The 26,197-nt window shown below is 60.8% G+C and carries 26 protein-coding genes and 1 riboswitch; of the genes, 14 read left to right on the forward strand and 12 right to left on the reverse strand.

All coding sequences use genetic code 11. The features are described from left to right. Positions 1–103: 103 nt before the first annotated feature. Positions 104–349 (forward strand): VF530 family protein, encoded by a 246-nt coding sequence (locus tag I6G83_RS13250; RefSeq protein ID WP_015671403.1) that lies wholly within the window; start codon positions 104–106, stop codon positions 347–349. A 403-nt stretch (positions 350–752) separates the two neighbouring features. On the opposite strand, the gene yvcK is transcribed toward I6G83_RS13250, so the two are convergent. Beyond that, entirely contained in the window at positions 753–1,670 is a 918-nt protein-coding gene (yvcK, locus tag I6G83_RS13255) for a uridine diphosphate-N-acetylglucosamine-binding protein YvcK (protein WP_015671404.1), read from the reverse strand. 423 nt (positions 1,671–2,093) lie between these two features. Then, positions 2,094–2,232: riboswitch (molybdenum cofactor riboswitch) on the forward strand. Here yvcK and moaA point away from each other — a divergent pair. The 6 genes from moaA to I6G83_RS13285 all read left to right on the forward strand — a co-directional run bounded on the left by moaA (position 2,219) and on the right by I6G83_RS13285 (position 5,769). Continuing rightward, entirely contained in the window at positions 2,219–3,205 is a 987-nt protein-coding gene (moaA, locus tag I6G83_RS13260) for a GTP 3',8-cyclase MoaA (RefSeq protein WP_015671405.1), read from the forward strand. It overlaps the preceding riboswitch by 14 nt. A gap of 30 nt (positions 3,206–3,235) precedes the next feature. Then, on the forward strand, positions 3,236–3,748 hold the full coding sequence (moaB, locus tag I6G83_RS13265) for a molybdenum cofactor biosynthesis protein B (protein ID WP_054305956.1): 513 nt from the start codon (positions 3,236–3,238) through the stop codon (positions 3,746–3,748). A gap of 4 nt (positions 3,749–3,752) precedes the next feature. After that, a complete protein-coding gene (gene moaC / locus I6G83_RS13270) occupies positions 3,753–4,232 on the forward strand; it encodes a cyclic pyranopterin monophosphate synthase MoaC (RefSeq protein WP_015671407.1) in 480 nt (159 codons plus the stop codon). Continuing rightward, complete coding sequence (gene moaD / locus I6G83_RS13275; protein ID WP_054305957.1) at positions 4,229–4,474, forward strand: molybdopterin synthase sulfur carrier subunit; 246 nt, start codon at positions 4,229–4,231, stop codon at positions 4,472–4,474. The genes moaC and moaD overlap by 4 nt, the downstream gene beginning before the upstream one ends. 2 nt (positions 4,475–4,476) lie before the next feature. Next, positions 4,477–4,929 carry a molybdopterin synthase catalytic subunit MoaE gene (moaE, locus tag I6G83_RS13280; protein ID WP_054305958.1) on the forward strand — a complete coding sequence of 151 codons (453 nt, stop codon included), beginning with the start codon at positions 4,477–4,479 and terminating at the stop codon, positions 4,927–4,929. A 129-nt stretch (positions 4,930–5,058) separates the two neighbouring features. Further along, positions 5,059–5,769, forward strand: a complete 711-nt coding sequence (locus I6G83_RS13285) for a Bax inhibitor-1/YccA family protein (RefSeq protein WP_015671410.1) — start codon at positions 5,059–5,061, stop codon at positions 5,767–5,769. A 74-nt stretch (positions 5,770–5,843) separates the two neighbouring features. On the opposite strand, the gene I6G83_RS13290 is transcribed toward I6G83_RS13285, so the two are convergent. The 5 genes from I6G83_RS13290 to cecR are packed head-to-tail and all read right to left on the reverse strand — an operon-like array spanning position 5,844 to position 11,563. Continuing rightward, the gene (locus I6G83_RS13290) at positions 5,844–6,950 is read right to left on the reverse strand and encodes an ABC transporter permease (protein WP_054305959.1); all 1,107 of its coding nucleotides are present in this window, start codon (positions 6,948–6,950) and stop codon (positions 5,844–5,846) included. Between the two features lie 9 nt (positions 6,951–6,959). Next, complete coding sequence (locus I6G83_RS13295; protein ID WP_054305960.1) at positions 6,960–8,114, reverse strand: ABC transporter permease; 1,155 nt, start codon at positions 8,112–8,114, stop codon at positions 6,960–6,962. Next, positions 8,114–9,847, reverse strand: a complete 1,734-nt coding sequence (locus tag I6G83_RS13300; protein WP_054305961.1) for an ATP-binding cassette domain-containing protein — start codon at positions 9,845–9,847, stop codon at positions 8,114–8,116. The genes I6G83_RS13295 and I6G83_RS13300 overlap by 1 nt, the downstream gene beginning before the upstream one ends. Before the next feature lie 9 nt (positions 9,848–9,856). Then, entirely contained in the window at positions 9,857–10,843 is a 987-nt protein-coding gene (gene hlyD, locus I6G83_RS13305; protein ID WP_054305962.1) for a secretion protein HlyD, read from the reverse strand. 12 nt (positions 10,844–10,855) lie between these two features. Further along, complete coding sequence (gene cecR / locus I6G83_RS13310; RefSeq protein WP_054305963.1) at positions 10,856–11,563, reverse strand: transcriptional regulator CecR; 708 nt, start codon at positions 11,561–11,563, stop codon at positions 10,856–10,858. Positions 11,564–11,892: 329 nt separating this feature from the next. Here cecR and rhlE point away from each other — a divergent pair, with 329 nt between their 5' ends. After that, a complete protein-coding gene (rhlE, locus tag I6G83_RS13315; protein WP_015671418.1) occupies positions 11,893–13,260 on the forward strand; it encodes an ATP-dependent RNA helicase RhlE in 1,368 nt (455 codons plus the stop codon). 119 nt (positions 13,261–13,379) lie between these two features. Beyond that, positions 13,380–14,327: a tRNA dihydrouridine(16) synthase DusC gene (dusC, locus tag I6G83_RS13320; RefSeq protein ID WP_054305964.1), complete on the forward strand. Its 948-nt coding sequence runs from the start codon at positions 13,380–13,382 to the stop codon at positions 14,325–14,327. Here the strand turns inward: dusC and I6G83_RS13325 are convergent. From I6G83_RS13325 to ansP, 3 genes are all read right to left on the reverse strand, one after another. After that, positions 14,317–15,069 (reverse strand): arylamine N-acetyltransferase family protein, encoded by a 753-nt coding sequence (locus tag I6G83_RS13325; protein WP_054305965.1) that lies wholly within the window; start codon positions 15,067–15,069, stop codon positions 14,317–14,319. The two genes, dusC and I6G83_RS13325, sit on opposite strands and share 11 nt — an antisense overlap. A 109-nt stretch (positions 15,070–15,178) precedes the next feature. Next, positions 15,179–17,044 carry a hypothetical protein gene (locus tag I6G83_RS13330; RefSeq protein ID WP_054305966.1) on the reverse strand — a complete coding sequence of 622 codons (1,866 nt, stop codon included), beginning with the start codon at positions 17,042–17,044 and terminating at the stop codon, positions 15,179–15,181. Between the two features lie 192 nt (positions 17,045–17,236). Further along, positions 17,237–18,703: an L-asparagine permease gene (gene ansP, locus I6G83_RS13335; RefSeq protein WP_054305967.1), complete on the reverse strand. Its 1,467-nt coding sequence runs from the start codon at positions 18,701–18,703 to the stop codon at positions 17,237–17,239. A gap of 711 nt (positions 18,704–19,414) precedes the next feature. Here ansP and I6G83_RS13340 point away from each other — a divergent pair. Then, positions 19,415–19,852 carry a MarR family winged helix-turn-helix transcriptional regulator gene (locus tag I6G83_RS13340; RefSeq protein ID WP_054305968.1) on the forward strand — a complete coding sequence of 146 codons (438 nt, stop codon included), beginning with the start codon at positions 19,415–19,417 and terminating at the stop codon, positions 19,850–19,852. 42 nt (positions 19,853–19,894) lie between these two features. Here the strand turns inward: I6G83_RS13340 and I6G83_RS13345 are convergent, their stop codons facing one another. Continuing rightward, positions 19,895–20,332, reverse strand: coding sequence for a PACE efflux transporter (locus tag I6G83_RS13345; protein WP_054305969.1), 438 nt, complete (start codon positions 20,330–20,332; stop codon positions 19,895–19,897). 122 nt (positions 20,333–20,454) lie between these two features. On the opposite strand from I6G83_RS13345, the gene I6G83_RS13350 reads away from it, so the two are divergent. Further along, positions 20,455–21,336, forward strand: coding sequence for a LysR family transcriptional regulator (locus tag I6G83_RS13350; RefSeq protein WP_054305970.1), 882 nt, complete (start codon positions 20,455–20,457; stop codon positions 21,334–21,336). Positions 21,337–21,356: 20 nt separating this feature from the next. On the opposite strand, the gene I6G83_RS13355 is transcribed toward I6G83_RS13350, so the two are convergent. Further along, positions 21,357–21,911 (reverse strand): DedA family protein, encoded by a 555-nt coding sequence (locus tag I6G83_RS13355; protein WP_054305971.1) that lies wholly within the window; start codon positions 21,909–21,911, stop codon positions 21,357–21,359. Between the two features lie 329 nt (positions 21,912–22,240). On the opposite strand from I6G83_RS13355, the gene pbpG reads away from it, so the two are divergent. Both pbpG and I6G83_RS13365 read left to right on the forward strand, forming a co-directional pair. Beyond that, complete coding sequence (gene pbpG / locus I6G83_RS13360) at positions 22,241–23,110, forward strand: D-alanyl-D-alanine endopeptidase (RefSeq protein ID WP_408015229.1); 870 nt, start codon at positions 22,241–22,243, stop codon at positions 23,108–23,110. Positions 23,111–23,274: 164 nt separating this feature from the next. Next, complete coding sequence (locus I6G83_RS13365; RefSeq protein WP_054305972.1) at positions 23,275–24,201, forward strand: DUF808 domain-containing protein; 927 nt, start codon at positions 23,275–23,277, stop codon at positions 24,199–24,201. A gap of 59 nt (positions 24,202–24,260) precedes the next feature. On the opposite strand, the gene I6G83_RS13370 is transcribed toward I6G83_RS13365, so the two are convergent. Further along, a complete protein-coding gene (locus tag I6G83_RS13370) occupies positions 24,261–25,199 on the reverse strand; it encodes a DMT family transporter (protein ID WP_054305973.1) in 939 nt (312 codons plus the stop codon). Between the two features lie 95 nt (positions 25,200–25,294). On the opposite strand from I6G83_RS13370, the gene I6G83_RS13375 reads away from it, so the two are divergent. Next, positions 25,295–26,182, forward strand: coding sequence for a LysR family transcriptional regulator (locus I6G83_RS13375; RefSeq protein WP_232238915.1), 888 nt, complete (start codon positions 25,295–25,297; stop codon positions 26,180–26,182). Positions 26,183–26,197 lie beyond the last annotated feature (15 nt).

The following is a 26,197-nucleotide window of genomic DNA, read 5'->3' on the forward strand; positions in this document are numbered from 1 at the left end:
AGCGCCGGCCCGCAGCGGCCGGCGCTGAAAATCCTTGTCGCGCCCGGCAAAGCTGATTATGGTGTGCGGCCCACAGACCGGCGACAGATATCGAGCAACCGCTATGAGCGCATACAATCCCAAAGATCCGCTGCACGGCATTACGCTGGAGCAGCTGCTGAACAAACTGGTGGAATACTACGGCTGGGAAGAGCTGGCCGACCGTATCCGCATTAACTGCTTCAGCAACGATCCCAGTATCAAATCCAGCCTGAAGTTTTTGCGCCGCACGCCGTGGGCGCGCACGCAGGTGGAGGAGCTGTATATACAGATGCTGAGCAATAACCCTTGGTATACCCGTCATACTTAAAGCTGCAGGTGCGTTGGCTGCGCTCAGTCACCCGAATCACTGACCGGAGTCAGCTCATCGGGATTCCTTCCCTTGCCGCCTTCCTGCAACTTTAATTATTTAGGGTATCTACCCGTCATACTTGAGGCTGCAGGTGCGTTGGCTGCGCTCAGTCACCCGAATCACTGACCGGAGTTAGCTCATCGGGATTCCTTCCCTTGCCGCCTTCCTGCAACTTTAATTATTTAGGGTATCTACCCGTCATACTTGAGGCTGCAGGTGCGCTGGCCGCGCTCAGTCACCCGAATCACTGACCGGAGTCAGCTCATCGGGATTCCTTCCCTTGCCGCCTTCCTGCAACTTTAATTATTTAGGGTAACTACCCGTCATACTTAAAGCTTGCGTAAATCACTGACCTGAACCGCTAGCGGCGGGCCGCCAGCTGGCTCAGCGCCTGGTCGATCGCCTGGCGCAGCAGCTGACGGTCGTGGCGGTAAGGAATATCGCTGGCTTCCAGATTTTGCTGGATCACCAGACGGTCCGGCACCGACTGCGTATCGGTCTGCGGGCCGACGATCAGCGCGTCGACCATGACGCGGCCGATTTTTTCCTCCATCAGCGCCAGCTTGTCGCGCAGCGACAGCGAGGCGGCGGCTACGCTCAGCTCCTTACCCAGGTTGTCGATGTAGATCATGCTGGCGCTGCTGCGGCGCAGGGCGCGCGCCAGATCGTCAAGCAGCAGCAGCGGCATCAGGCTGGTCAGAAAACTGCCCGGACCAATCAGAATCAGATCCGCCTGCGCGATGGCGTCAAGGGCTTCGCGGGTGGCGTTGACGTGCGGCGACAGCATCAGCTCCTGCGGCATTGCGGTCAGCTGATCGACGTTAACCTCGCCGTAAACGTGGTTGCCTTCGTGATCGTGCGCCATCAGATCCACCGGCTGCTCCGACATCGGGATCAGCGCCGCGTCCACCTTTAGCAGGCTGCGGATCAGGTTGATCGCCTCCAGCGGGCGTACGCTGAGGTGATCCAGCGCCTTCAGCATCAGATTGCCCAGATTGTGGCCGGCCAGCTCGCCGTTGCCGCTGAAGCGGTATTCGAACATCGCGGAAGCAACGCTGGGCTCGGTAATCAGCTGGTTAAGGCAGTTGCGGGTATCGCCCCAGGCGATGCCGCCTTCCGAGCGGCGGATACGGCCGGTGGAACCGCCGTTATCGGTGGTGGTGACGATGCCGGTCAGGCGTGAACCCAGAGAAGAAAGCGATGACATCACGCGGCCAAGGCCGTGGCCGCCGCCTAATGCGACGACGCGGTCCAGATCGGCCAGGGTACGATTACGCATAATATTCCTTATACCCGGCGTCGTGCGGACGCGGCGGGCGATATCAATTTTTATCCCCGTCATACTTCAAGCTACAGGCGTGTTGGCGGCGTTCAGCCAGCCGCATCAGCGCCCGGCGTCAGCGCATCGGGATCCTCCCTTTGCCGCCTCACTGCAACTCGCATTATGTCGGGTCTATCACGGACAGATAATCGGCATAAAGTAGCGGATTTGAGTGAAAAAGGCGAAAAAGAGTGTGATTCGGGTGATTTTAGTCAATTCCCCTGGCGGAGCGGCGGTTATGATAGGCGTTCAGCGGCCAATCGACTAAAAACGCTATATACACAATTACATAGCGAAAAGACGCGTTGGCTATTCGCGTCGTTTAGCGCTAGAATTTTGCTGAAAACCACGGTTTCACTGCGGTTGCTGCGGCAACCTGCGCTGAGACCACAACTCCTAGCCCCTGTGCCTACGTCGCTTGGCGATATGGCGCCCGGGCCGTGGCGAAGTCAGCCACCAGGGTGCGCGATAGAAATGTCCGCATCTCCCGTATTTGGAAAGGTGTTATGGTGCCCCAACTTACCGATGCTTTTGAGCGCAAGTTCTATTACCTGCGCCTGTCGATCACCGACGTGTGCAACTTTCGTTGCACCTATTGCCTGCCGGACGGCTATCAGCCGAGCGTCAGTCCCAAAACCTTCCTGTCGCTGGATGAAATCCGCCGCGTCAGCCGCGCGTTTGCCGAGCTGGGTACTGAAAAAGTGCGCCTGACCGGCGGCGAGCCTTCGCTGCGCCGCGACTTCTGCGAAATCATTGCCGCCGTACGGGAAAACCCGGCGATCCGTCAGCTGGCGGTGACCACCAACGGTTATCGTATGGCGCGCGACGTGGCGCGCTGGCGCGACGCCGGCCTGACCGCGATCAACGTCAGCGTCGACAGCCTGGATGCGCGCCAGTTTCACGCCATCACCGGCCAGGATAAATTCCGCCAGGTAATGGCGGGTATCGACGCCGCCTTCGACGCCGGTTACGACAAGGTGAAGGTGAACGCGGTGCTGATGCGCGACGTCAATCATCAGCAGCTGGACGCCTTCCTGGCCTGGATTAAACCGCGGCCGATTCAACTGCGCTTTATTGAGCTGATGGAAACCGGCGAGGGCGGCGAACTGTTCCGCCAGCGTCACGTTTCCGGCGAGGTGATCCGCCGGCAGCTTGAGCAGCAGGGCTGGCAGCGCCAGCCGCGCGGCCGCAGCGACGGCCCGGCGCAGGTGTTCCGCCATGCGGACTATCAGGGGGAAATCGGCCTGATTATGCCGTATGAGAAGGATTTCTGCGCCAGCTGCAACCGGCTGCGCGTTTCCGCCATCGGCAACCTGCACCTGTGCCTGTTCGGCGAACAGGGCATCCCGCTGCGCGACCTGCTGGCGGAAGATCGCCAGCTGGAGGGACTGAAGCAGCGTATCCAGAGCGGTCTGCTCAGTAAGAAGCAGACGCATTTTCTGCACCAGGGCGACAGCGGCATTACGCAGAATCTGTCGTTTATCGGCGGCTGAGTCCGGCCTTACCTTCAGGGAGTCTCATCCATGAGTCATGCCAGCAGTGAATTTATTGCGGCGCGCGTCGCCGTTCTGACCGTTTCCGACAGCCGCAGCATCGCGGAGGATACCTCCGGCGACTACCTGCAGCAGGCGGCGCAGGAGGCCGGGCATCAGGTGGTGGAACGCGCGCTGGTCAACGACAATATTTACCAGATCCGCGCGCAGGTTTCGGCCTGGATCGCCAGCGATGCGGTGCAGGCGGTGCTGATCACCGGCGGCACCGGTTTTACCGCGCGCGACAACACGCCGGAGGCGCTGACGCCGCTGTTTGATCGCCAGGTGGAAGGCTTCGGCGAACTGTTCCGCATGGTGTCTTATGAAGAGATCGGCACCGCCACCATTCAGTCGCGCGCGCTGGCCGGCATCGCCAACCAGACGGTGATTTTCGCCATGCCGGGCTCCACCCGCGCCTGCCGCACCGCCTGGGAGCGCATTATTGAATCGCAGCTGGACGCGCGTAACCGTCCCTGCAATTTCCAACCCCACTTAAAGAAGTAATGCTATGAGTCAGTTAACCCACATTAACGCCGCCGGCGAAGCCCATATGGTGGACGTCTCCGCCAAGGCGGAAACGGTGCGCGAGGCGCGCGCCGAAGCCTTTGTCGAGATGCAGGCGGCGACGCTGGCGATGATCGTCGAAGGCCGTCATCACAAAGGGGACGTGTTCGCGACCGCGCGCATCGCCGGCATTCAGGCGGCCAAACGCACCTGGGAGCTGATCCCGCTGTGCCACCCGCTGATGCTCAGCAAGGTGGAGGTCAATCTGCAGGCGCAGCCGCAGCACAACCGGGTGCGCATTGAAACCTGCTGCCGCCTGACCGGCAAAACCGGCGTCGAGATGGAAGCGCTGACCGCGGCGTCGGTCGCGGCGCTGACCATCTACGATATGTGCAAGGCGGTGCAGAAAGATATGGTGATTGGTCCGGTGCGCCTGCTGGCGAAAAGCGGCGGCAAATCCGGCGATTTTGAGGCTGAATCATGATTGATATCCTGTTTTTTGCCCAGGTGCGGGAGCTGGTCGGCACGGACCGCCTGCGTCTGCCGGCGGAGTTCGCCAGCGTCGAGGCGCTGCGTCAGGCGCTGTGTCAGCGCGGCGACCGCTGGGCGCTGGCGCTGGCGGCCGACAACTTGCTGATGGCGGTGAACCAGTCGCTGGTGGCGGCGGAACACCCGCTGAGCGCCGGCGATGAAGTGGCGTTCTTCCCGCCGGTAACCGGAGGCTGACGGTGGACAACAGTCGTATTCGCGTGCAGCGCGCGTTATTTAACGTCGGCGAGGAGTATGCCTGGCTAGCGCAGTGTGACGATGACGGCGCGGTGGTGACCTTTACCGGCAAGGTGCGTAATCACAACCTGGGGGATAACGTCAGCGCTCTGACGCTGGAGCATTATCCCGGCATGACCGAAAAGGCGCTGGCGGAGATCGTCGCGACGGCGCGCGAGCGCTGGCCGCTGCAGCGCGTCAGCGTGATCCACCGCATCGGCGAGATGTTCCCCGGCGACGAGATCGTGTTTGTCGGCGTCACCAGCGCCCACCGCAGCATGGCCTTTGAGGCCGCCGAATTTATTATGGACTACCTGAAAACCCGCGCGCCGTTCTGGAAGCGTGAGGCCACCGAGCAGGGCGAGCGCTGGGTCGAGGCGCGCGACAGCGACCAGCAGGCGGCAAAACGTTGGTAAATCAACGGTAAACGGCGGCAATAAATCCATACTTTTGCTCACCGCCGCCGCCGATATTCTGTGATACGCTTATTACAGGTGGGGGAATGGCCCCCGTAACAGTTGTTCCACAAGTAAAAGGTAACCGTCATGGACCGATATCCACGCTCCAATGGTTCTATCGTCGAACGCGCCGGCAGCGGCATTCAGGCCTATATGGCGCAGGTATACGGCTGGATGACCTGCGGCCTGCTGCTGACCGCCTTCGTTTCCTGGTATGCGGCCAACACGCCGGCGATTCTCAACTTTATCTTCTCCAGCCAGATTACCTTCTTTGGCCTGATTATCGCCCAGCTGGCGCTGGTCTTCGTGATCTCCGGCATGGTGAACCGGCTGAGCGGCGCGGTGGCGACGTCACTGTTTATGCTCTATTCGGCGCTGACCGGGTTGACGCTGTCGAGCATCTTTATCGCCTATACCTATACCTCGATCGCCAGCACCTTTGTGGTGACCGCCGGTATGTTCGGCGCGATGAGCCTGTACGGTTACACCACCAAGCGCGATCTCAGCGGCTTCGGCAGCATGCTGTTTATGGCGCTGATCGGCATTGTGCTGGCGTCGCTGGTGAACATCTGGCTGAAGAGCAGCGCGCTGATGTGGGCGATTACCTATATCGGCGTGGTGGTGTTTGTCGGGCTGACGGCCTACGACACCCAGAAGCTGAAGGCGATGGGCGAACAGCTGAACGCCGACGATAAAGACAGCTTCCGCAAATACGCCATCGTCGGGGCGCTGACGCTGTATCTGGACTTTATCAACCTGTTCCTGATGCTGCTGCGCATCTTCGGCAACCGCCGCTAAGCGCGCAATAGATAACAAGGCCCTGTCGACAGGGCCTTTTTTTATGCCGGGCGACAGGTAAAACGGCGCGTTTGTCAGGCGATTTTCCGCCGGAACATGGCGTAGGCGGCGCTGCCGGTGGTGACGGTAATCACCAGCAGCGGCCACAGGCTGCCCCAGATAATGTCAAAGCTGGCATCCTTCAGGTAAATCTGTTTGGTGATATCGGTAAAGTGGCGGATCGGGTTAGCCCAGGTCAGGTTCTGCAGCCAGACCGGCATATTCTCCACCGGCGACACGTAGCCGGACAGCAGAATGGCCGGCATCATAAACACAAACACGCCGATAAACGCCTGCTGCTGGGTGGCGCACAGCGCCGAAATCAGCAGCCCGAATCCCACCAGCGACAGGCCGTACACCAGCATGGTGAAATAGAACAGCAGCAGCGAACCGGCGAACGGGATCTGGTAGAGAAAAATGCCGATCAGCAGCACGATCGAGGCCTGAAAGGTGGCGACGATCAGCGCCGGCACCGCCTTGCCGATAAAGATCTGCCAGGTGGTGAGCGGTGAAACCAGCAGCTGCTCCAGCGTGCCCTGTTCCCGTTCCCGCGCCACCGACAGCGAGGTGACAATCATCACGCCGATGGTGGTGATCATCGCAATCAGCGACGGCACGACAAACCATTTGTAGTCGAGGTTGGTGTTGTACCAGTTGCGCACCACCAGCTCGCTGTTGTTGGGTTTCTGCCTTCCGTCCAGCAGCTCCTGCTGATAGTTCTGCACGATCTGCTGCACATAGTTGGCGGCGATCTGCGCGCTGTTGGAGTTGCGGCCGTCGAGGATCAGCTGCAGCGGCGCGCTGTTGCCGTTGGCGATATCGCGTGAGAACTGCGCCGGAAAACGGATCAGCAGCAGCGCCTGCTGGTTGTCGATGGCGTGGCGGATCTCCTGCGGGCTGCGCAGCATCAGCACGTGGGTGAAGGCCTTGGCCTTGGCGAAACGCTGGGTCAGTTCCACCGAGGCCTGGCCGTTATCTTCGCTGTACACCGCGATGGTGGCGTTGGTCACCTCCAGCGTGGCGGCAAACGGAAACAGCAGCACCTGCAGGATAACCGGCAGCACCAGAATGGCGCGGGTTTGCGGGTCGCGCAGCAGCGACTGCATCTCTTTGACAATCAGCGTCCATAGGCGATGAAACATCGAAGGCTCCTAGTCCAGACGTCGCTGGGTTTTCCAGGCGGTCAGCCCGATAAACAGCACGGCGGAGGCGATTAAAAACAGCAGGTTGATCAGCAGCATGCTGCCGATGTTGCCCGCCAGAAACAGCGTTTTCAGCGTGCTGACGAAATAGCGCGCGGGAATGATATAGGTGACGGCGCGCACCACCGCCGGCATGCTGTCGATCTGGAAGATAAAGCCGGACAGCATGATGGACGGCAGAAAGGCGGCGTTCAGCGCCACCATCGCGGCGTTGAACTGATTACGCGCGATGGTGGAGATCAGCAGCCCCATGCCCAGCGTACTGATAAGGAACAGGCTGCTGATGACAAACAGCAGCAGCAGCGAACCGCGATAGGGCACGCCGAACACCCACACCGCCACCACCATACACAGCAGCATGGCGAGCATGCCGAGGACATAGTAGGGCAGCAGCTTGGAGAGCAGCAGCTCGCTGCGCGTCACCTGCGTCGACAGCAGCGCCTCCATGGTGCCGCGCTCCCACTCGCGCGCCACCACCAGCGAGGTGAGAATGGCGCCGATCACCGTCATGATGATGGTAATGGCGCCGGGAATGATAAAGTGCTGGCTGATGGCCGCCGGGTTGAACCAGTAGCGCATCTGCACCTCGATCAGCGGCCTGTCATTGCGTCCGCCATCCTCGGCGCGCTGCTGCTGCCAGATTTGCCAGACGCCCTGGGTATAGCCCTGTACGAAGTTGGCGGTGTTCGGCTCGCTGCCGTCGGTGATCACCTGGATCGGCGCGCTGTCGTACGGCCGCGCCATACGCCGGGCGAAATCGACCGGGATCACCACCAGGCCGCGGATCTCGCCGGCCTGCATCTTGCCGATCAGCGCCTGGCGGTTATCGCTGATGGTCGGATCGATATAGGGCGATCCGGCAAAGGCGTTGACCAGATCGCGCGCCTCTTCGCTTTGCTGCTCCACCAGAATGCCGAGCCGCAGCTTGCTGGAATCCAGGTTGATGCCGTAGCCGAAGATAAACAGCAGCAGCAGCGGGATCAGAAAGGCGATCAGCCAGCTGCTGGGATCGCGCAGGATCTGCCGCGTCTCCTTCAGGCACAGCGCGCGCACCCGGCGCCAGGAGAAGGCGCTGTCGTTGCCGATCGCCGGATTATCGTTCATCACTGCTCCTCCCGGTCGTAGCCCTGCACCAGTTCGATAAACGCCTGTTCCATCGACGGGTTAGGGTTTTGCTCGCTGGCGACCTGCTGCTTCAAATCATCCGGCGTGCCGGCGGCGATGATTTTGCCGCGGTAAACCAGCCCGATGCGATCGCAGTATTCCGCCTCGTCCATAAAGTGGGTGGTGACCATCACCGTAACGCCCTTGTCCACCATGCCGTTGATATGCAGCCAGAATTCGCGCCGCGTCAGCGGATCGACGCCGGAGGTGGGCTCGTCCAGAAACAGAATATCCGGCTCGTGCATCAGCGCGCAGGCCAGCGCCAGCCGCTGCTTGAAGCCGAGCGGCAGCGCGTCCGGCGCCTGGTTGATAATCGGCCCGAAGTTAAAGGCGGCGGACATTTCCGCCATTTTCTGCCGCTGTTTTTTGCCGCTCAGGCCGTAGACGCCGGAGAAAAATTTGAGGTTCTGCGCCACCGTCAGGTTGCCGTACAGCGAAAACTTCTGCGCCATATAGCCCAGATGCTGACGCGCCTTGCCGGAGCTGGTTTTCAGATCCATCCCCAGCACCAGCGCCTTGCCGTCGCTCGGCACCAGCAGCCCGCACATCATCTTGAAGGTGGTGGATTTGCCGGCGCCGTTGGGGCCGAGCAGGCCGAAAATCTCGCCGCGCTTCACCTGAAAATCCACGTGGTCGGTGGCGGCGAAGTCGCCGAACTTTTTCGTCAGGTTCTGCGCTTCAATCACGGTTTCCGCGCCGTCGCCGCTGACGGTCGGCATGATCGCCGCCAGCGCGGATTTGCTGTTCGGCCCGCCGCCGAGCAGATCGATAAACGCATCCTCAAAGCGCGGCTCCGCCTCGCGCAGCTCGACGTCGGGAATCTGGAGATCCTGCAGCACCTGCTGATGATCGGCGTCCGGCTTCAGGATCAGCCGCAGGTATTTGCCCTGGATCACGCCGTCGGTCACCGTCGGCAGACAGATCGCCTGCTGCAGCAGCGCGCGGTGGCTGCCGGACGGCGCCGCCAGCAGGATGCTGCGCCCCGCCATGCGCCGGGTCAGTTCCTGCGGCGCGCCGCTGAACAGCAGCTGGCCTTCATTCATCAGCAGCACTTCGCGGCACTGTTCGGCTTCGTCGAGGTAGGAGGTGCTCCACAGGATCAGCATGCCGTCGTTGGCCAGCTCGTGCACCATGCGCCACAGCTCGCGCCGCGAAATGGGGTCGACCCCGACGCCCGGCTCGTCCAGCAGCAGCACCTGCGGCTCGCCGATCAGCGTACAGGCCAGCCCCAGCTTCTGCTTCATCCCGCCGGACAGCTTGCCGGCCAGCCGGCCGGTGAAGCGGGTGAGATCGGTAAATTCCAGCAGGCGCTGGAAGGTGGCGCGACGCGCCTCGCCGGTGACGCCGCGCAGATCGGCATACAGCGTCAGGTTTTCCATGACGGTCAGATCTTCATACAGGCCGAACTTCTGCGGCATATAGCCCAGAATGGCGTGCAGCTTACGATCGTCGGCGATCGGATCCAGACCGGCGACCCGCAGCGTGCCGGCGCTCGGCCGCAGCAGCCCGGCCAGCATGCGCAGCAGGGTGGTTTTCCCCGCGCCGTCCGGGCCGACCAGCCCGGTGACCGCGCCGCTGCGCAGTTGGGTGGTCAGGCTGGCGACCGCCGGTTTCTCCAGATCGGGAAAGCGTTTCTCCAAGCCTTCAAGATCAATGGTGTGGCCCTGTTCCATCATTTTTCCCTAAGGTTGAGAAAAATGCAGGGTGACCGGCATGCCCTGGCGCAGCGCGTCATCCGGGTCGCTGACGATCACCCGCAGGCGATACACCAGATCGGTGCGAAGATCGGTGGTCTCCACGCTTTTCGGCGTGAATTCGGCGGTCGGCGAGACAAAGCCCACCTTGCCGTGGTACGGCTTGCCGGGCCGGCTGTCGGTGTACAGCGTCATTTCGCTGCCCGGCACCGCCTTGCCCAGATCGGCTTCACTGACGTAGGCGCGCACCCAGACCGGCTGGGTCAGCGACAGGGTAAATACCGTGCTGCTGGCGCTCAGCATGGTGCCCGGCTCCACCGCGCGGGTCAGAATGGTGCCCGCCGACGGCGTGATGAGCCGGGTGTCCTGCTGGTCGAGCCTGGACTGGGCCAGCGCGGCGGTGGCCTGCGCCAGCGCCGCCTTGGCCTGTTCGATTTCCTGCGGGCGGTTGCCGCTGCGGTATTGCGACAGTTTATCCCTTGCCGCCTGCAGATTGGCCTGCGCCTGGTTGCGGGCGGTGCGCGCGTCCTCCAGCGCATCGGCGGAGGTGGCCTTGTTCGCCCATAGTCCTTGCTGACGCTGTAAAAAGCTGTTGGCATAGTTGAAGGCCGCCAGCTTTTGCGCCACTTCGGAGCGCACCTGGGCGATCTCTTCATCGCGGTAGCCGGCCTGCAGCAGCGCCAGCTTGGCCTGCGCGCTGTCGACGTTGGCCTGCGCCTGCAGCAGGGCGTTCTGATACGGGCCGTCGTCGAGCTTGCCGAGCAGCTGGCCCGGTTTGACGGTATCCCCTTCGTCAACCGTCAGCGAAGCCAGGCGGCCGCTGACGCGGAACCCCAGATTCACGGTGCGGATATCAACATTGCCGTAGAGGGTCAGCGGCTTTGCCTGTCGCTGTTCGTAATACCAGATACCGGCCGCCACGGCGGCGATCGCTATCGCCACGATCGCCACCAGACCAACGCGTTGCTTATTCATATCTCTCCCTGCCTATAACGGTAAGACGTCGGGGCCGCCGCCGTAACGCTGGCGCAGGCCGTTAACCAGTAAATCAATATGTTCCGCCAGTACGGCGGCGACCTGCTTGGCCTCTTGTGCGCCAATCTGTCGCCAGCCGGCCTGTCGGCGGATGGTTTCCCGCGCCACGCGGAACGACAGCACTTCGCCGAGCAGCGCATGGGTGTGCAAAATCACCTTGGTGGAACCGTCCTCCAGGCCGGTATAGGCGGCCAGCAGCCGGCTCAGCTTGCCGTGCAGCGGCGCCACCACCTGCTGGTGAATCAGCGGGTAGGCGTCGGTGGGGGAGAGCTGCTCGCGCGACATGATTTTGCTGAGGTTAAGCGTATGGGTCTGGGTCATCAGCTCGCTGAAGGCCAACAGGCCGCGTTTCAGATGCTGCAGATACAGCTCGGGACGGCGCTGTTCGGCCGGCAGCAGCCACAGGCGGTCAATTTCGTCCGCCAGCGGCTGAAAGGTCTGCTGAATAAAGTCGGCAATCCACTGGGCAACCGCCAGGTACAAGCCTTCTTTGGAATTAAAGTAGTAGGTGATGGCGGCGATATTCTGCCCGGCGCGCTGGGCGATGACGCGGGTGGTGGCGCCTTCCAGGCCGTATTCGCCGAAGACTTCGACCGCCGCGGCAATCAGCTGTTGCCGCGCCTGCTCGCCGCGCGGGTGATGATTTCCTGCAGAAGGCATAGACGCGCTACTCGCAAAAGTTAATCAATCATTTGATTAACTTTAGACCTGAGCAGACAAAATGCAAGCGGAAAGCGCAGCGGATTTTTTCGTGTTGAACCGCCATTTAGCGGCATAATGTGCGCTGCCTGGCGAAATTTACCTTTTCTTGTTCGACATCTGTTACAATCGCCGACCTGGTGCACTTGCAGTTTGTGCCAATCCCTCGTGGTATGCCGGGGATATGCGAGCGATAATGCCGCTGTCCCTATGCCCCGTCTGATCATCCTCCCGTGAAACTGCACCGAACATTTGTTTAGGTTAGGGAGGAGCTGGAGCTTTTCTCTACTATGTCATTTGAAACCCTCGGCTTGAATGCCGAAATCCTGCGTGCCGTTGAAGAACAGGGCTATCGCGAACCTACGCCGATTCAACGTCAGGCGATCCCGGTGGTGCTGGAAGGGCGCGACCTGATGGCCAGCGCCCAGACCGGCACCGGCAAAACCGCCGGCTTTACCCTGCCGGTATTGCAGCTGCTGAGCAGCAAACCGAGCCCGGTGAAAGGCCGCCGCCCAGTGCGCGCGCTGATCCTGACCCCGACCCGTGAGCTGGCGGCGCAGATCGGCGAGAACGTCAGCGCCTACAGCCAGCACCTGCGCCTGCGTTCGCTGGTGGTGTTCGGCGGCGTCAGCATCAACCCGCAGATGATGAAACTGCGCGGCGGGGTGGATATTCTGATCGCCACCCCGGGCCGTCTGCTGGATCTGGAGCATCAGAACGCCGTCGATCTGTCCAACGTGGAAATCCTGGTGCTGGACGAAGCCGACCGCATGCTGGATATGGGCTTTATCCACGATATTCGCCGCGTGCTGGCCAAGCTGCCGGCGAAGCGTCAGAACCTGCTGTTCTCCGCCACCTTCTCCGACGATATCAAGGCGCTGGCCGGCAAACTGCTGCACAACCCGGCGTCGGTGGAAGTGGCGCGCCGCAATACCGCTTCCGAGCAGGTGACGCAGCACGTGCACTTTGTAGACAAGAAGCGTAAGCGGGAACTGCTGTCGCAGATGATCGGCGAAGGCGACTGGCGTCAGGTGCTGGTGTTTACCCGCACCAAACACGGCGCCAACCATCTGGCCGAACAGCTGAATAAAGACGGCATCACCGCCGCCGCGATCCACGGCAACAAAAGCCAGGGCGCGCGTACCCGGGCGCTGGCCGATTTTAAAGACGGCCGCATCCGCGTACTGGTGGCGACCGATATCGCGGCGCGTGGTCTGGATATCGACCAGCTGCCGCACGTGGTGAACTATGAACTGCCGAACGTGCCGGAAGACTACGTGCACCGTATCGGCCGTACCGGCCGGGCGGAACGCACCGGCGAAGCGATCTCGCTGGTATGTATCGATGAACACAAGCTGCTGCGTGATATTGAACGCCTGCTGAAGCGCGAGATTCCGCGCATCGCCCTGCCGGGCTATGAGCCGGATCCGACCATCAAGGCTGAGCCGATCATCAATGGCCGCCAGCAGCGCGGCGGCCGTGGCAACGGCAACCCTGGGCGCGGCAACGGTAACGGCGGCGGCCAACGCGCGGCCAACGGCGGCGGCCAGCGTGACAACCGCGGCAACGGCGCCCAGCGCGCCCGTCCGCAGGGTGAAGGCAAACCGCGCAGCGGCGCGCCGGCCCGTCGTCCGCGTCGCAGCAGACCGGCGGAGTAAACGCCCGCAGCATGCATCAGGCCGCCGTTTATCGGCGGCTTTTTTGTGCCGGCCGCGTCTTGTCTGCGGCGGGCGGCGCTCGTATCATGGCTGGTCTTTTTTTGCAGGGTGGTTGAATAATGCGCGTTTTACTGGCGCCGATGGAAGGCGTTCTCGACTCGTTGGTGCGTGAACTGCTGACCGAAGTGAACGATTACGATCTGTGCATCACCGAGTTTTTGCGCGTGGTTGACCAACTGCTGCCGGCCAAGTCGTTTTACCGTCTGTGCCCGGAACTGCGTCACGCCAGCCGCACGCCCTCCGGCACGCGGGTGCGCATCCAGCTGCTGGGGCAGCATCCGCAGTGGCTGGCGGAAAACGCCGCCCGCGCGGTGGAGCTGGGTTCCTACGGCGTCGATCTCAACTGCGGCTGCCCGTCGAAAACCGTCAACGGCAGCGGCGGCGGCGCGACGCTGCTGAAAGACCCGGAACTGATCTACCGGGGCGCTCAGGCAATGCGCGCCGCGGTGCCGGCCGAACTGCCGGTGACGGTGAAAGTGCGCCTGGGCTGGGATTCGCCGCAGCACAGCCTCGAGATCGCCGATGCGGTGCAGCAGGCCGGCGCCAGTGAGCTGGTGGTGCATGGCCGCACCAAAGAGGACGGTTACAAAGCCGAACGCATCAACTGGCAGGCCATCGGCGAGATCCGTCGCCGCCTGCGCATTCCGGTGATTGCCAACGGTGAAATCTGGGATTACGCCAGCGCCCGCCGCTGTATGGATATCACCGGCTGCGATGCGGTAATGCTGGGGCGCGGCGCGCTGAACGTTCCCAACCTGAGCCGGGTGGTGAAATATAATGAGCCGCCGATGCCCTGGCCGCAGGTGGTGCGGCTGCTGCAAAAATATGCGCATCTGGAAAAGCAGGGCGATACCGGCCTGTACCACGTGGCGCGCATCAAACAGTGGCTGGGCTACCTGCGTAAGGAGTACGCCGAGGCCGGCGATCTGTTTGCCCAGGTGCGGGCGTTGAAGAGCTCCGGCGAGATAGCGCAGGCGATTGCCGCCTGCGCGGCGGCTATAGACTAATGGCGAAGTAACGCAGCAGCGCCGCACGTCGCTGCTGTTCATCGTGCAGCGTGCTTTCCGTGCGCCGATGGTCGGCGGTAATAATCAGTTTGTTGTCGCTCAGCGTAATCCGCCCGTCGGCGGTGGGGCGGGAGCAGACGAGCCGCTGGGTAAAGCCCGACTGTGGCGAATGGCTGTGGTAGTGGCACATGGCGTCGAACTCCTCGAAGGCGCGCGGCTGCAGCGTAAAGCGGTACAGCGTTTTGGCATGGGAGGTGCGATCGCCATTGCGCCGCTGCAGGTAGAAATAGTCGCCGTCCCGTTCCAGATAAAAGGTGCCGCTGGCCTGCGGCTGCGGCGTATCATCGAGGGTCAGCGGCGTCAGAAAGGCGTCGCCGAAGCCGACGTCCACCAGATAGGGCTGATCCAGCGTGACAATCAGCGCCTGATGGTCATACGGCGGGCCGAAGCTGCCGTCACGGGCGCGCACTTCGCCGGAAACCGCCGCCACCGTAAAACCGAGCTGCTGCAGCAGTGCGGCGAACAGCCGGTTCAGCTCATAGCAGAAGCCGCCGCGCCGGCGGTTGACCACTTTGTCGAACAGCGCCTGCTCGCGCAGATCGATGCCCTCATGGTAAATAATACTCAGGTTTTCAAACGGCACCGCCAGCATATGGCGGTGGTGCAGACGTTGCAGCGTGTCCAGATCCACACGCGGCGTGGCGTCAAAGGCGATGTGTTGCAGGTAGCGTTGAATATCCACGGTTGCGCTCGCAGGAAAGTGGCCGATAGCCACAACATAGCGGGCTTTATGCGCTGTCGGGAATCAATACGTGCGAAATGCCGCCCCGGCGGGGCGGCGGAGACGGCGATTACCAGGACTTGTTGGGGTTGCGGGAAACAATATTGATCCGCTGGCACAGCAATTGACTGATATCCACCGAGGCCGGGCTGGCGGCGCTGCCGGCGAAGCCTTTCAGGGTGATCAGGATACGCGCATAGTTGGCGTAGCCCTCCGGCAGCGGCAGTGTTTCATCGGCTTCCACCGCGGTAATGCGATCCGCGGTCAGGGTAAGCGGTGCGCCGGCCATGAGCTTGCCGGGGCGGCCCCACTGACAGGTTTTCTCCTGAATGGTGACGGCGCCGGCATCGCCCTGCAGCTCGTAGCGGCCCCAGTAGGTATTGATCGCGACGTCCAGTTGTTCGCCGACCCCCTGCAGGTTGTCCAGCGTGCAGCGCCACAGCACCAGATCGTCTTTGGCGATCGGCAAGTAAAGCGCAATCTGCTTCGCCTTGTCGCCTGCCGTTTTGGTGGTGGCGGTAATCACGCCGTTTTGCAGCGTCAATGCCAGATCCGAGCTTTCGGTCTGCGAGATGCGCGTGCCGCTGGCGGCGTACACATTGTTGAGACGCAGCGCGCCGGCCTCTTTCCAGGTCGGTTCCGGCAGGTGGTTCACTTCATCGCCGAGGTACATTATGCGCCACATATTAATATGCCCCGGCGCGCCGATGTTCTTCATCTCAATATGGCCATTCGACCAGGCTTTCTTGATATCGGCATTGATCAGATCGAAGCCGTCGATATAGCACCTGCCGGTTTTTTTCTCCGATTTGTCAAAGAAGAAATAGTCGACATATTGATAGGGCTGGCCGACAACGACCCGGCCATCTCCATCCTTTTTGGTGTCTTTCAGACTGGTTTTCACGCTGTGCCAGACGCTGTCCTTGATCTTCACTTTGGCGCCGTTGCTGCTGGTAAATACCGGGCGGTAGTTGCGCGAATACTCATTGCCCCATTCAAAGTGGCAGTCTTTAAAGTTCAGCGTGCCGCCCCGCAGATCGAACAGGCCATCGTCTTTATTGGCCAACTGATCGGTTTCGTTATTAAAGCCGCTGTAATCAAAGGAGCAATCGCGGAAGAACAGGGTATGCACGCCCTGATAGTAGTTTTTACTGATGCCGAACAGGCACTTGTAGAACACGATTTTTTCGCCGGCGTTGCTGGCGCTCTGCGACCAGATCGGCCAGTTGCAGCTGGTGACCATAACGCTGTGCCAGCTTTGGATATAGGAGTTGTTGCCGAACACAATGCCCTTATGCAGGTTGCTGATCCAGACGTTCTGTACCAGCAACTGTGCGGCGGGCTTGCCATAAACATTTGGGGCGTCGGTATAGACGCACAGGCCGCTCAGTTTCTTTTCCGGGTCGCGGGTGCCGACGATGCGCAGATTATAAATCGCCGGCGCCCCCAGGCAGTAACGTACGCGTACGCACTCGATGTCGTCTTTATCCTCATCCAGAGTCGGGTTGCGGAAATCAAGGATGGTGCCCTTAAAGTCGATAGAGTTTTTCCACAGTTTTAAATTGGCGGTGGTTTTACAGACGCGCACGCCGCCCGGCCCGATCAGGGTAATGCCGGCCGGGGTGGTGGGAATTGGCACCGATCCCCATTCATCTTCTCTTACCTGCAGGAAATCATTGGCGCGGTTGATGGTTAACGCATAGTCGTCCGCATCACCTGGCTCATACCACCAGTCGATATGGTAATCGCCGTTGTTGATATTGCGCTTCCAGCGACGCTTTTTGCCGTCGTGTAATACGGTGGCGCCGTTATCCGGGCTGGAGAGATCGTTATCGTCGCGGGTAAACAGGCCATGATGGTAGTGGTTTTCAATCATGACCGCCGTTTCATCACCGCTATAGGTCTGCAAATCTGCGTAGTCCGGCAGAGAAATCATAGGTATTTCCTCGCTTGTTGAACGCCGCACTGGGCGTGTTGACATCATTAACTGCGCTAGCCCGCCGGAAATGGCCGGGGCAGGTCAAATTACGCCAACGGGCGGCAGGAAATAAGCGAGGGGAGTTGTGTGGCGGCTCAGCGCGCGGGAAGGGAACAACGGGGACGAATGTCGCCCCCGGGGAGATAAGCGTTATTTCAGGGATTGCTGTTCATGAGCCTGCTGCTCCAGCCGCACCTCTGCGGCGCGCTTGCGCAGGCCGAACCAGCCGAGCAGCAGCAGGATGGCCAGCACCGGAATGGTGGCGACGGTCCAGGTGCCGTTCGGGTAGTCGAAGGCCATCATCACCACTACCACCGCTAAAAACAGCAGCGTCAGCCAGGAGGTGAACGGCGCGCCCGGCATTTTGAAGCTGACCGGTTTGGCCTTGCCTTCTTTGATCGCGACGCGCAGGCGCATCTGGCAGACGATGATAAACACCCAGGAGCAAATAATGCCCAGAGAAGCGATGTTCAGCACGATTTCAAATACCCGCGACGGCACCAGATAGTTGAGGATGACGCCGAGCACGTAAATGCCGCAGGTCACCAGAATGCCGGCGTACGGCACCTGCTGGCTGCTCATTTTGGCCATAAACTTCGGCGCAGAGCCGCCCATCGACAGCGAACGCAGAATGCGGCCGGTGGAGTACAGGCCGGAGTTCAGGCTCGACAGCGCGGCGGTCAGCACCACGATATTCATGATGGTGCCGACGTAGGGCACGCCGAGCTTGCTGAAGAAGGTGACGAACGGGCTTTGGCCGGCCTGATAGGCGTTCCACGGCAACAGCAGCACCAGCAGCACCACGGAGCCGACATAGAACAGGGCGATACGCCAGATCACGCTGTTTATCGCCTTCGGCAGCATTTTTTCCGGGTCTTTGCATTCGCCGGCGGCGGTGCCGATCAGCTCAATGCCGGCGAAGGCGAAGATTACCCCCTGCACCAGCACCAGCGCCGGCAGCAGGCCGTGCGGGAACAGCCCGCCGTTATCGGATATCAGGTGCAGGCCGGTGGTGTTGCCGTCGACCGGCTTGTCCAGGCCGAGGAACACCACGCCGACGATCAGGAACAGCGCAATGGCCGCCACCTTGATCAGTGCAAACCAGAATTCCATTTCGGCGAACCATTTCACGCCGATCATATTCATGGTGGCGACGATGCCCAGCGCGCCGAGGGCGAACAGCCACTGCGGCACGTCGGCGAAGGTGCCCCAGTAGTGCATATACAGCGCGACGGCGGTGATATCGACGATGCCGGTCATCGCCCAGTTGAGGAAATACATCCAGCCGGCGACGTAAGAGGCTTTTTCGCCGAGGAACTCACGCGCATAGGAGACGAAACTGCCGCTGGAGGGGCGGTGCAGTACCAGCTCGCCCAGCGCGCGCAGGATAAAGAATGAAAAGATGCCGCACGTCAGATACACCAGCGCCAGTGCCGGGCCGGCCAGCTCAAGGCGTCCGCCGGTGCCGAGGAATAGGCCGGTGCCGATGGAACCGCCGATGGCGATCATCTGGATTTGCCGGTTGCCCATGCTTTTGTGATAACCGGATTCATGGGAGTCCAACCAACGTCTTCTGGCCGCGTGTTTATCATGCGCGGATTTTGTGTGTGATTTCATTATCCGTCCTGTTTTCCTGTCTATTGTTGAGCCCGCTCAACAGCTAAGCAAACGATTGCGGTGGCAACCGTTATAAGAATGAAGTCATGGCATCACTCTCGTTGTTTATTCTTTGTGCACAAACCATTAAATAACGGCGAAGCATGCTACCTTTTCTGCTTAAACGAGGCAAAAAATAAGAGCGTTAAATCGTTATTAAGTGTGTTTGTTTTTTAATCTTTATTAAAAAGTTATTATTTATCATGATGATAAATAACTCATCGGAGTATTAACAGAAAAAATAGAAGTGTGATTAGCTTCTCACTATTAGCCCGCAATATTAGCAGGGTAATATATTTCCCGCTTTCCGGGAGGCTGTAGAGAAATATATTTGTCCGACTTTTCCCGGCGTGGGGTGATAATGGTATGGCGCTATCGGTAAACCAGAACGGACTGCATACTCGCCGGAAAGCGCGGAACCCTGACGTCCGGCGGACAACATCGGCGGTTTTGCCACGTGACAGCGCGCGCACTCACCGCTTGGTAACCCTCCTCATAATTCGCACTATCTGATAGTTCACCATTATTTTGTGTGAAAAATAGCATTAATCTATTGAATTTATACAAAATTACGGCACTGGTCAACAGGTCGGATCTCTCATACAATGGTCGGGTAATCCCACACAGCAAAAAGATATTTATAACGATAAAATCGATCGTAGAGGACATATTATGGGCGACCAATCACCTATCACGCTTGATAAGTTGATGTGCTTTGCCGTGTATTCGACCAATCTGGCGTTGAACCGCGTGTACCAGCCGTTACTGGATGAGATGGGGCTGACCTATCCGCAATATTTGGTGTTGATTTTGTTACTGGAGCAGGACGGGCTGACCGTCGGTGAGATCAGCGAACGGCTGTTTATTGACGCCAGCACCACCACGCCGTTGCTGAAGCGGCTGGAGAGTCACGGCTATGTGATGCGGGTGCGCAGCAGCGAAGATCAGCGGCAGGTGCACGTGCGGGTTACGCCGCAGGCGCGGCAGCTGCGTGAGGGCATCGACAGCCTCTATCCGCAGCTGTTGTGTTCCGCCGGGTTGGATGAAACGCGGCTCAGAGGACTGAAGCAGGAGCTGGAAGCGGTACGCAGCGCGCTGACGACGCGCTGAACCGTTGGTGCCGTTACGCATTGTGGCGTAACGGCAGGCCGCTCAGGCGGACTCTTCCGCCGGCAGCGCCGATGTCGGCAGGCCGAACAGCTTATCGAACGCCCAGTTATAGATGAAGGTGTAGCACGGAATAATAACGATCAGCGCCATATCCAGCAGCAGCGCCTGCGTCAGTGAAATCCCCATCCACCAGGCAATCAGCGGAATCAGGTACACCACCAGCGTCAGCTGAAAGCCGACGGCGTGCAGAATGCGCCGTTTCACCGTACGGGTGCGCGATGCCTGACGGCTCTCCCACCATTCAAACAGGCAGTTATAGATAAAATTCCAGCTGACCGCGATGGTGGTGATGATCACCGCCAGCGGCCCGGTGCTGCTGGGCGCGCTGCCGGACAGCAGCGCCAGACCGAGCGCCGAAATCGTCATGCCGATAAGTTCATAGGCGGTGACATAAACCAGTTTGCGTTTAACGCCTTGCATGTTGCCTCTCTTGATTGATTGTTCTGACCGGGGTGACGCCCGGCGTATCGGCGGCTAAGATAACGTCAATGGTATTGATAGAAAAAGTCAGGAGCTGTCAGTTTTGCTGACAGGTAATGAGTATGAATTTCACCAGCGACAATATTGAGCTGTTTCTGGCGGTGTTGGAGCGCGGCTCGTTTTCCGCCGCCGCGCGCGCGCTGCGGCGCGTGCCTTCAGCGGTCAGCATGGGGATTGCCAATATGGAGGCCGAACTGGGCTTTCAGCTGTTTGACCGTTCGCACCGCGAGCCGACGCCGACCGCCATGGCGCTGGCGTTGGCGCCGCACGCGCGCCAGATCGCCGATCAGCTGAAACAGCTGCAGATTCACGCCATCGAGCTGTCCCAGGGGCTGGAGAGCACGCTGTCGATCGGCGTGGCGTCGGACATCAATACGGAAAAGCTGCTGGCGGCGGTGAAAACCCTGTCCGAGCGCTATCCGCTGTTGAATGTTGAACTGCTGAGCGCGCCGCAGGACGAGGCGCTGCATCTGCTGCATCAGGGGCGGGTGAGCGTTTGCCTGGCGTTCGGCGGGCTGAACGTCAATATTCGGGAACAGTTTCATTTTGTCGGCAGCGAGTCGCTGATCGCCACGCTGTCGTCGCAGCATGCGGCGCTGGCGCAGGGCGGCGAGCGGCTGTTTCTGGAGGATCTGGTCAACGTGCGTCAGATCGTGGTCGCCAGCCGGGATCTGCCGATGGCCGATCTGCGGCCGCGGGTGGCGGAAACCTACTGGCGCACCGACAGCCTGCAGACGGCGCTGAATATGGTGGAGGCCGGGCTGGGGTGGGGCAATTTCCCGCAGTCGCTGATTGCGCCGCTGCTGGCGCAGGGGCGGCTGACCCGGCTGACGTTTAAAAACACCAAAAATGAACTGCGCCTGCCGATGCATCTGATCTGGCTGAAAAACCAGCCGCTGCAGAAAGCCGCGCGCGAACTGGTGGCGCTGATGCAGCAGAAATAATGCCTTGCCTATTTTCTTGGTTATCGTTGGCGCCGCCAGCGGCGAGCCAGCCACAGCGCGGCGATAACGGCGGCCAGCACCAGGACGGCGAACAGTTTATTATGAACGCCGTTAATCACGCGCTCCAGCGCCTGACCGCCGAAATACCCCAGCAGCACGAAGATCGCTGACCACAGCAGCGCGCCGAGAATGTTCAGCGGCACAAAGCGCGAAGGCGGCAGCCGGCTGGCGCCGATCAGCACCGGGCCAATAATCCGGAAGCCGTACATAAAGCGCACGCCAATGACAAAAAGCATCGGATGGCGGGCGATCAGCCGTTTGGCGCGGTTAATGCGCTGTCGCTGGCTTTTTAGCCGGGCGATGGCCCGGCCGCCGAAGCGTCGGCCGGCAAAGTACAGCAGCTGATCCCCCAGCGTGCCGCCGAGCGCCACCACCGCCATCACCCAGGGCAGATGCAGCAGCCCCTCGTGCGCCGCAATGCCGCCGAGGATGGTGATGGTTTCCCCCTCGGCCAGACAGCCGATAAACAGCGCCCAGTAACCATAATCCGTAATATAGTGGGCCAGATCGGTCATGGTGATTCCTTATCTTATGATTATCACAGACCAAGTATACTCGCCCCGGCCGAAGCTGGCGCGGCGGGGCTGCAGCCGTTGCCGCAGCCGGCGCTGTAAAGCCGGCCAGACCGCGGGCGTGAGCGCCGCTGCACCCGCGGTTTACCGCAGGCTTTCCCCGACAGAATTTGTCACAAATGGGCGTTAAGAATCACGGTGCCAACTTCAGACGCCTCCCTTATACTTTCCGGCAGTTTTTTCTTATCATCCCTCAATTCAGCAACAGAGTAATACATGTGAAAATCCGAGTTTTGGTACTGACTTTGCTGGCCCTGCAGGCCGGCGCGGGACTGGCGCCGCAGGCGCTGGCCAGCGAAAACACCGCCTCGCTGCACGCCACACAGCCTGAACTGGCTTCCGGCAGCGCCATGGTGGTGGATATGCAAAATCATAAAGTGCTTTACGCCCGCAACCCGGATGAAGTGGTGCCGATCGCCTCGATCACCAAACTGATGACGGCGATGGTGACGCTGGACGCGCACCTGCCGCTCGATGAAATGCTGAAGGTGGATATTCATCAGACGCCGGAAATGAAGGGGGTCTATTCGCGGGTGCGGCTGAACAGCGAAATCAGCCGTAAAGAGATGCTGCTGCTGGCGCTGATGTCGTCGGAAAACCGCGCCGCCGCCAGCCTGGCGCACCACTATCCGGGCGGCTACGATGCCTTTATCCGGGCGATGAACGCCAAGGCCAAGGCGCTGGGCATGACGCACACCCGCTATGTGGAACCTACCGGGCTGTCGATCCATAACGTTTCCACCGCCCGCGACCTGACCAAGCTGCTGCTGGCCACCAAGCGCTACCCGCTGATCGGCCAGCTGAGCACCACCGCCGAGAGCACCGCGACCTTTAAGGATCCGAACTACAGCCTGCCGTTCCGCAATACCAACCATCTGGTCTACAACAAAAAGTGGAATATCCAGCTGACCAAGACCGGCTTTACCAATCAGGCCGGACACTGTCTGGCGATGCGCACCATGATCGGCAACCGTTCGGTATCGCTGGTGGTGCTGGACGCCTTCGGCAAATATACCCACTTTGCCGACGCCAGCCGGCTGCGCACCTGGATTGAGACCGGCAAAGTGGTGCCGGTGCCCGCCGCCGCCCGCGACTACCGCCGGCAGAAAGACGCCCGCCTGGCGAATAACGACGCCGAATAACCCGCCCGCCCGTCGCTGCGGCGGCGGGCGCTGTTGTTACCTTTCCGTACACCGCGCCGACTTATCGGCTATTATCTGTAAGTCATCACTCCCATTAATGATTCAGCGGCCATGCCGGGGGAGCGATGCGCGTATTATTTTCCGTAGCAAAAGGATAACTCACATTGGCTGGAAGTAGCTTACTGACCCTGATTGATGACATCGCTTCACTGTTGGACGATGTCTCGCTGATGAGCAAAATGGCGGCGAAGAAGACCGCCGGGGTATTGGGGGACGACCTGGCGCTGAATGCGCAGCAGGTGACCGGCGTTAAGGCCGACCGGGAACTGCCGGTGGTGTGGAACGTGGCGAAAGGCTCGTTGATCAACAAGGCGATTCTGGTGCCGCTGGCGCTGCTGATCGGCACCTTTGCGCCCTGGGCCATCACGCCGCTGCTGATGATTGGCGGCGCGTATCTGTGCTATGAAGGCTTTGAGAAAGTATTCCACAGCCTGACGCACAAGCCGAAGCAGGAAGAACAGGAGGAGCAGCGTGAAGCGCTGAATCCGAATGAAGACGTCGCGGCCTATGAAAAGCGCAAGGTAAAGGGCGCGGTGCGTACCGACTTCGTGCTGTCCGCGGAAATCATCGCCATTACCCTGGGCACGGTGGCCGGCGCCAGCTTTACCCAGCAGCTGATCGTGCTGTGCGGCATCGCCGTAGTGATGACCATCGGCGTGTACGGCATTGTGGCCGGCATCGTCAAGCTGGACGATCTGGGGCTGTATTTAAGCCGTAAGAGCAGCGCGCTGGCGCGCAGCATCGGCAGCGGCATTGTCAGCGCCGCGCCGTACCTGATGAAAACGCTGTCGATTGTCGGCACCATCGCCATGTTTATGGTGGGGGGCGGCATTCTGACCCACGGCCTGCCGGCGGTGCATCACCTGTTTGAAGACTGGGCGGCGCACATTGCGGTAGCGCCGACGATGGACCAGATCCTGCGGGGCATCGTGCCTTCGCTGCTGAACGTGGTGTTCGGCTTTATCGCCGGCGGCGTGGTGTTGTTGCTGGTGTCGACCATCGGCGCGGTACGCGCACGTTTTAAAGCCTGACCCGATCGGCGGGGCGCGTCCGCGCTCCGCCGCTTACCTCCCCGGCGCGATGGCGCCCGTTACCCTTCGCCGAGATGTGACGCCGCGTTAACCCGTCGCTGCCACAGCGGGTTCAGCACGCCGGACGTCAGCAACACGCCGAGAATGACCCAAACCGCGCCGCCCAGCTGCCAGCCGTTCGGCGCGTGGCCGGTCAGCGTGGATACCAGCAGGGTAAACACCGGCGCCAGATTAAAGAAAATCGCGGTGCGCACCGCGCCGACCTGCGCCAGACCGTTAAACCACAGCAGGTAGGCCAGCAGCGAGCCGCACAGCGCCAGATACAGCACCGCGGCGTGTACGCTCAGCGCGCTATCGGTGAGGTTGCGCCACGGCGTTTCGAAGTAAAAGGCGAGCGGCAGCAGCGCCAGCGTGCCGAACAGCATGGAGTAGCTGGTGGTTTCAACCGGCGTGGCGTTATGCACCCAGCGTCTGGTGCCGACCATATTCAGCGCCCAGGCGAGGCTGCCGAGCAAAATAATGCCGTCGCCGCGGCTGACGTTGAGCCGCAGCAGAATCTGTATATCGCCCTGAGTGATCACCAGAACCACGCCGGTCAGGCCGCACAGCAGCCCGGCGGCGCGCGGCCAGCTCAGTTTTTCATGCTGCCAGATCAGGCCGAACACCAGCGTCCACAGCGGCGTGGTGGCGAGGATCAGCGCGCCGTTGACCGGTGTGGTGGACTGCAGGCCGAAGAAGGTGCACAGATTAAACAGCGTAAAGCCCAGCAGCCCCAGTCCAAGATACGCCGGCCAGTTATTTCTCAGCGTGCTCAGCCGCAGCTGGCCGCGCAGGCCGAAGACGGTCAGCATCACCAGCGTGGCGATGGCAAAGCGCTCAAGCGAGGCGGTGATCGGCGGCTGATGGGCGACGATATATGCGCCGGCATTGAAGTTGGTGCCCCAGAAGAAGGTGGCGATGATGATGCCCAGATAGGCCAGCGTCAGCGATTTGTTCATAACGGTTATTCCGTGGGTGATAAAAGATGGAAAACAGTTTGCGCTCGCTTTGCTTCAGGTAGAATTCGGTAAACATGCAAGGTTAAGGTGAAAAAATGCCCATGTTTAACTGGGAAGATTTGCATTACTTTTTAACGTTTGCGGCGGAACGATCGCTGTCCGGCGCCGCCCGCCGGCTGCAGGTCGATCATGCGACGGTAGCGCGACGCATCGCCAGCCTGGAAGCGGCGTTGGCGCTGAAGCTGGTGGATCGCCGTCCGCGCAGCTATACGCTGACCGAAGACGGCAAGCGCATTGCCGCTCAGGGCGACGGCATGACGCTGGCGGCATTTGCCGTCGATCGCGCGGCGCACGGCGGCCGGCAGGGCGTTGCCGGCACGGTAAACCTCAGCGTGCCGCCGGCGATGGCACAAGGGCTGATTGCACCACGTCTGGGGGCGCTGCGGCGGCAGTATCCGGCGCTGCGCCTTAACCTGCTGGCCGCCACCGCCCATGCCTCGCTGCTGCGCGGCGAAGCGGATATCGCCGTCCGGCTGAGCCGCGCCAGCGAAAGTGAGGTAGTGGCGCGCAAAATCGGCACGGTGGAGTTTGGTCTGTATGCGGCGGCGGACTATCTGGCGGACACGCCTGAGGACGAGCGCGGCTTTATCGGTTATCACCAGGAGATGGCGTCGTCAATGCAGCAGCAGTGGCTGCTGGAGCAGGCCGGCGCGCGGCCGCTGGTGATGTGCAGCAATGATTTGCTGGTGCAGGCCGCGGCGGCGCGCGGCGGCGCCGGGGTGGCGCTGCTGCCGCATTTTCTGGCGCAGCAGGACGGCGGGCTGCAACGGCTGGCGCCGCAGCAGGCGCTGACGCGCGAAATCTGGCTGACGGTGCACGATGATATGCGCCACACGCCGGCGATTGCCGCGGTCATGGCATTTCTGCTTGAGTGTTACGCGAACGTGGCGGGCGTCACCCGGCTGGTGGATATCGCCGGGTGACGGGGTGCATGTTGC

The sequence above is a fragment of the Serratia rubidaea genome (assembly GCF_016026735.1).
Classification (GTDB): domain Bacteria; phylum Pseudomonadota; class Gammaproteobacteria; order Enterobacterales; family Enterobacteriaceae; genus Serratia_B; species Serratia_B rubidaea.

Coding starts and splice junctions, on each gene's coding strand:
- I6G83_RS13250 (WP_015671403.1), top strand. CDS start 104: ATGAGCGCATACAATCCCAAAGATCCGCTGCACGGCATTACGCTGGAG.
- yvcK (WP_015671404.1), bottom strand. CDS start 1,670: ATGCGTAATCGTACCCTGGCCGATCTGGACCGCGTCGTCGCATTAGGC.
- moaA (WP_015671405.1), top strand. CDS start 2,219: ATGGTGCCCCAACTTACCGATGCTTTTGAGCGCAAGTTCTATTACCTG.
- moaB (WP_054305956.1), top strand. CDS start 3,236: ATGAGTCATGCCAGCAGTGAATTTATTGCGGCGCGCGTCGCCGTTCTG.
- moaC (WP_015671407.1), top strand. CDS start 3,753: ATGAGTCAGTTAACCCACATTAACGCCGCCGGCGAAGCCCATATGGTG.
- moaD (WP_054305957.1), top strand. CDS start 4,229: ATGATTGATATCCTGTTTTTTGCCCAGGTGCGGGAGCTGGTCGGCACG.
- I6G83_RS13285 (WP_015671410.1), top strand. CDS start 5,059: ATGGACCGATATCCACGCTCCAATGGTTCTATCGTCGAACGCGCCGGC.
- I6G83_RS13290 (WP_054305959.1), bottom strand. CDS start 6,950: ATGTTTCATCGCCTATGGACGCTGATTGTCAAAGAGATGCAGTCGCTG.
- I6G83_RS13295 (WP_054305960.1), bottom strand. CDS start 8,114: ATGAACGATAATCCGGCGATCGGCAACGACAGCGCCTTCTCCTGGCGC.
- I6G83_RS13300 (WP_054305961.1), bottom strand. CDS start 9,847: ATGGAACAGGGCCACACCATTGATCTTGAAGGCTTGGAGAAACGCTTT.
- hlyD (WP_054305962.1), bottom strand. CDS start 10,843: ATGAATAAGCAACGCGTTGGTCTGGTGGCGATCGTGGCGATAGCGATC.
- cecR (WP_054305963.1), bottom strand. CDS start 11,563: ATGCCTTCTGCAGGAAATCATCACCCGCGCGGCGAGCAGGCGCGGCAA.
- rhlE (WP_015671418.1), top strand. CDS start 11,893: ATGTCATTTGAAACCCTCGGCTTGAATGCCGAAATCCTGCGTGCCGTT.
- dusC (WP_054305964.1), top strand. CDS start 13,380: ATGCGCGTTTTACTGGCGCCGATGGAAGGCGTTCTCGACTCGTTGGTG.
- I6G83_RS13330 (WP_054305966.1), bottom strand. CDS start 17,044: ATGATTTCTCTGCCGGACTACGCAGATTTGCAGACCTATAGCGGTGAT.
- ansP (WP_054305967.1), bottom strand. CDS start 18,703: ATGAAATCACACACAAAATCCGCGCATGATAAACACGCGGCCAGAAGA.
- I6G83_RS13340 (WP_054305968.1), top strand. CDS start 19,415: ATGGGCGACCAATCACCTATCACGCTTGATAAGTTGATGTGCTTTGCC.
- I6G83_RS13345 (WP_054305969.1), bottom strand. CDS start 20,332: ATGCAAGGCGTTAAACGCAAACTGGTTTATGTCACCGCCTATGAACTT.
- I6G83_RS13350 (WP_054305970.1), top strand. CDS start 20,455: ATGAATTTCACCAGCGACAATATTGAGCTGTTTCTGGCGGTGTTGGAG.
- I6G83_RS13355 (WP_054305971.1), bottom strand. CDS start 21,911: ATGACCGATCTGGCCCACTATATTACGGATTATGGTTACTGGGCGCTG.
- I6G83_RS13370 (WP_054305973.1), bottom strand. CDS start 25,199: ATGAACAAATCGCTGACGCTGGCCTATCTGGGCATCATCATCGCCACC.
- I6G83_RS13375 (WP_232238915.1), top strand. CDS start 25,295: ATGCCCATGTTTAACTGGGAAGATTTGCATTACTTTTTAACGTTTGCG.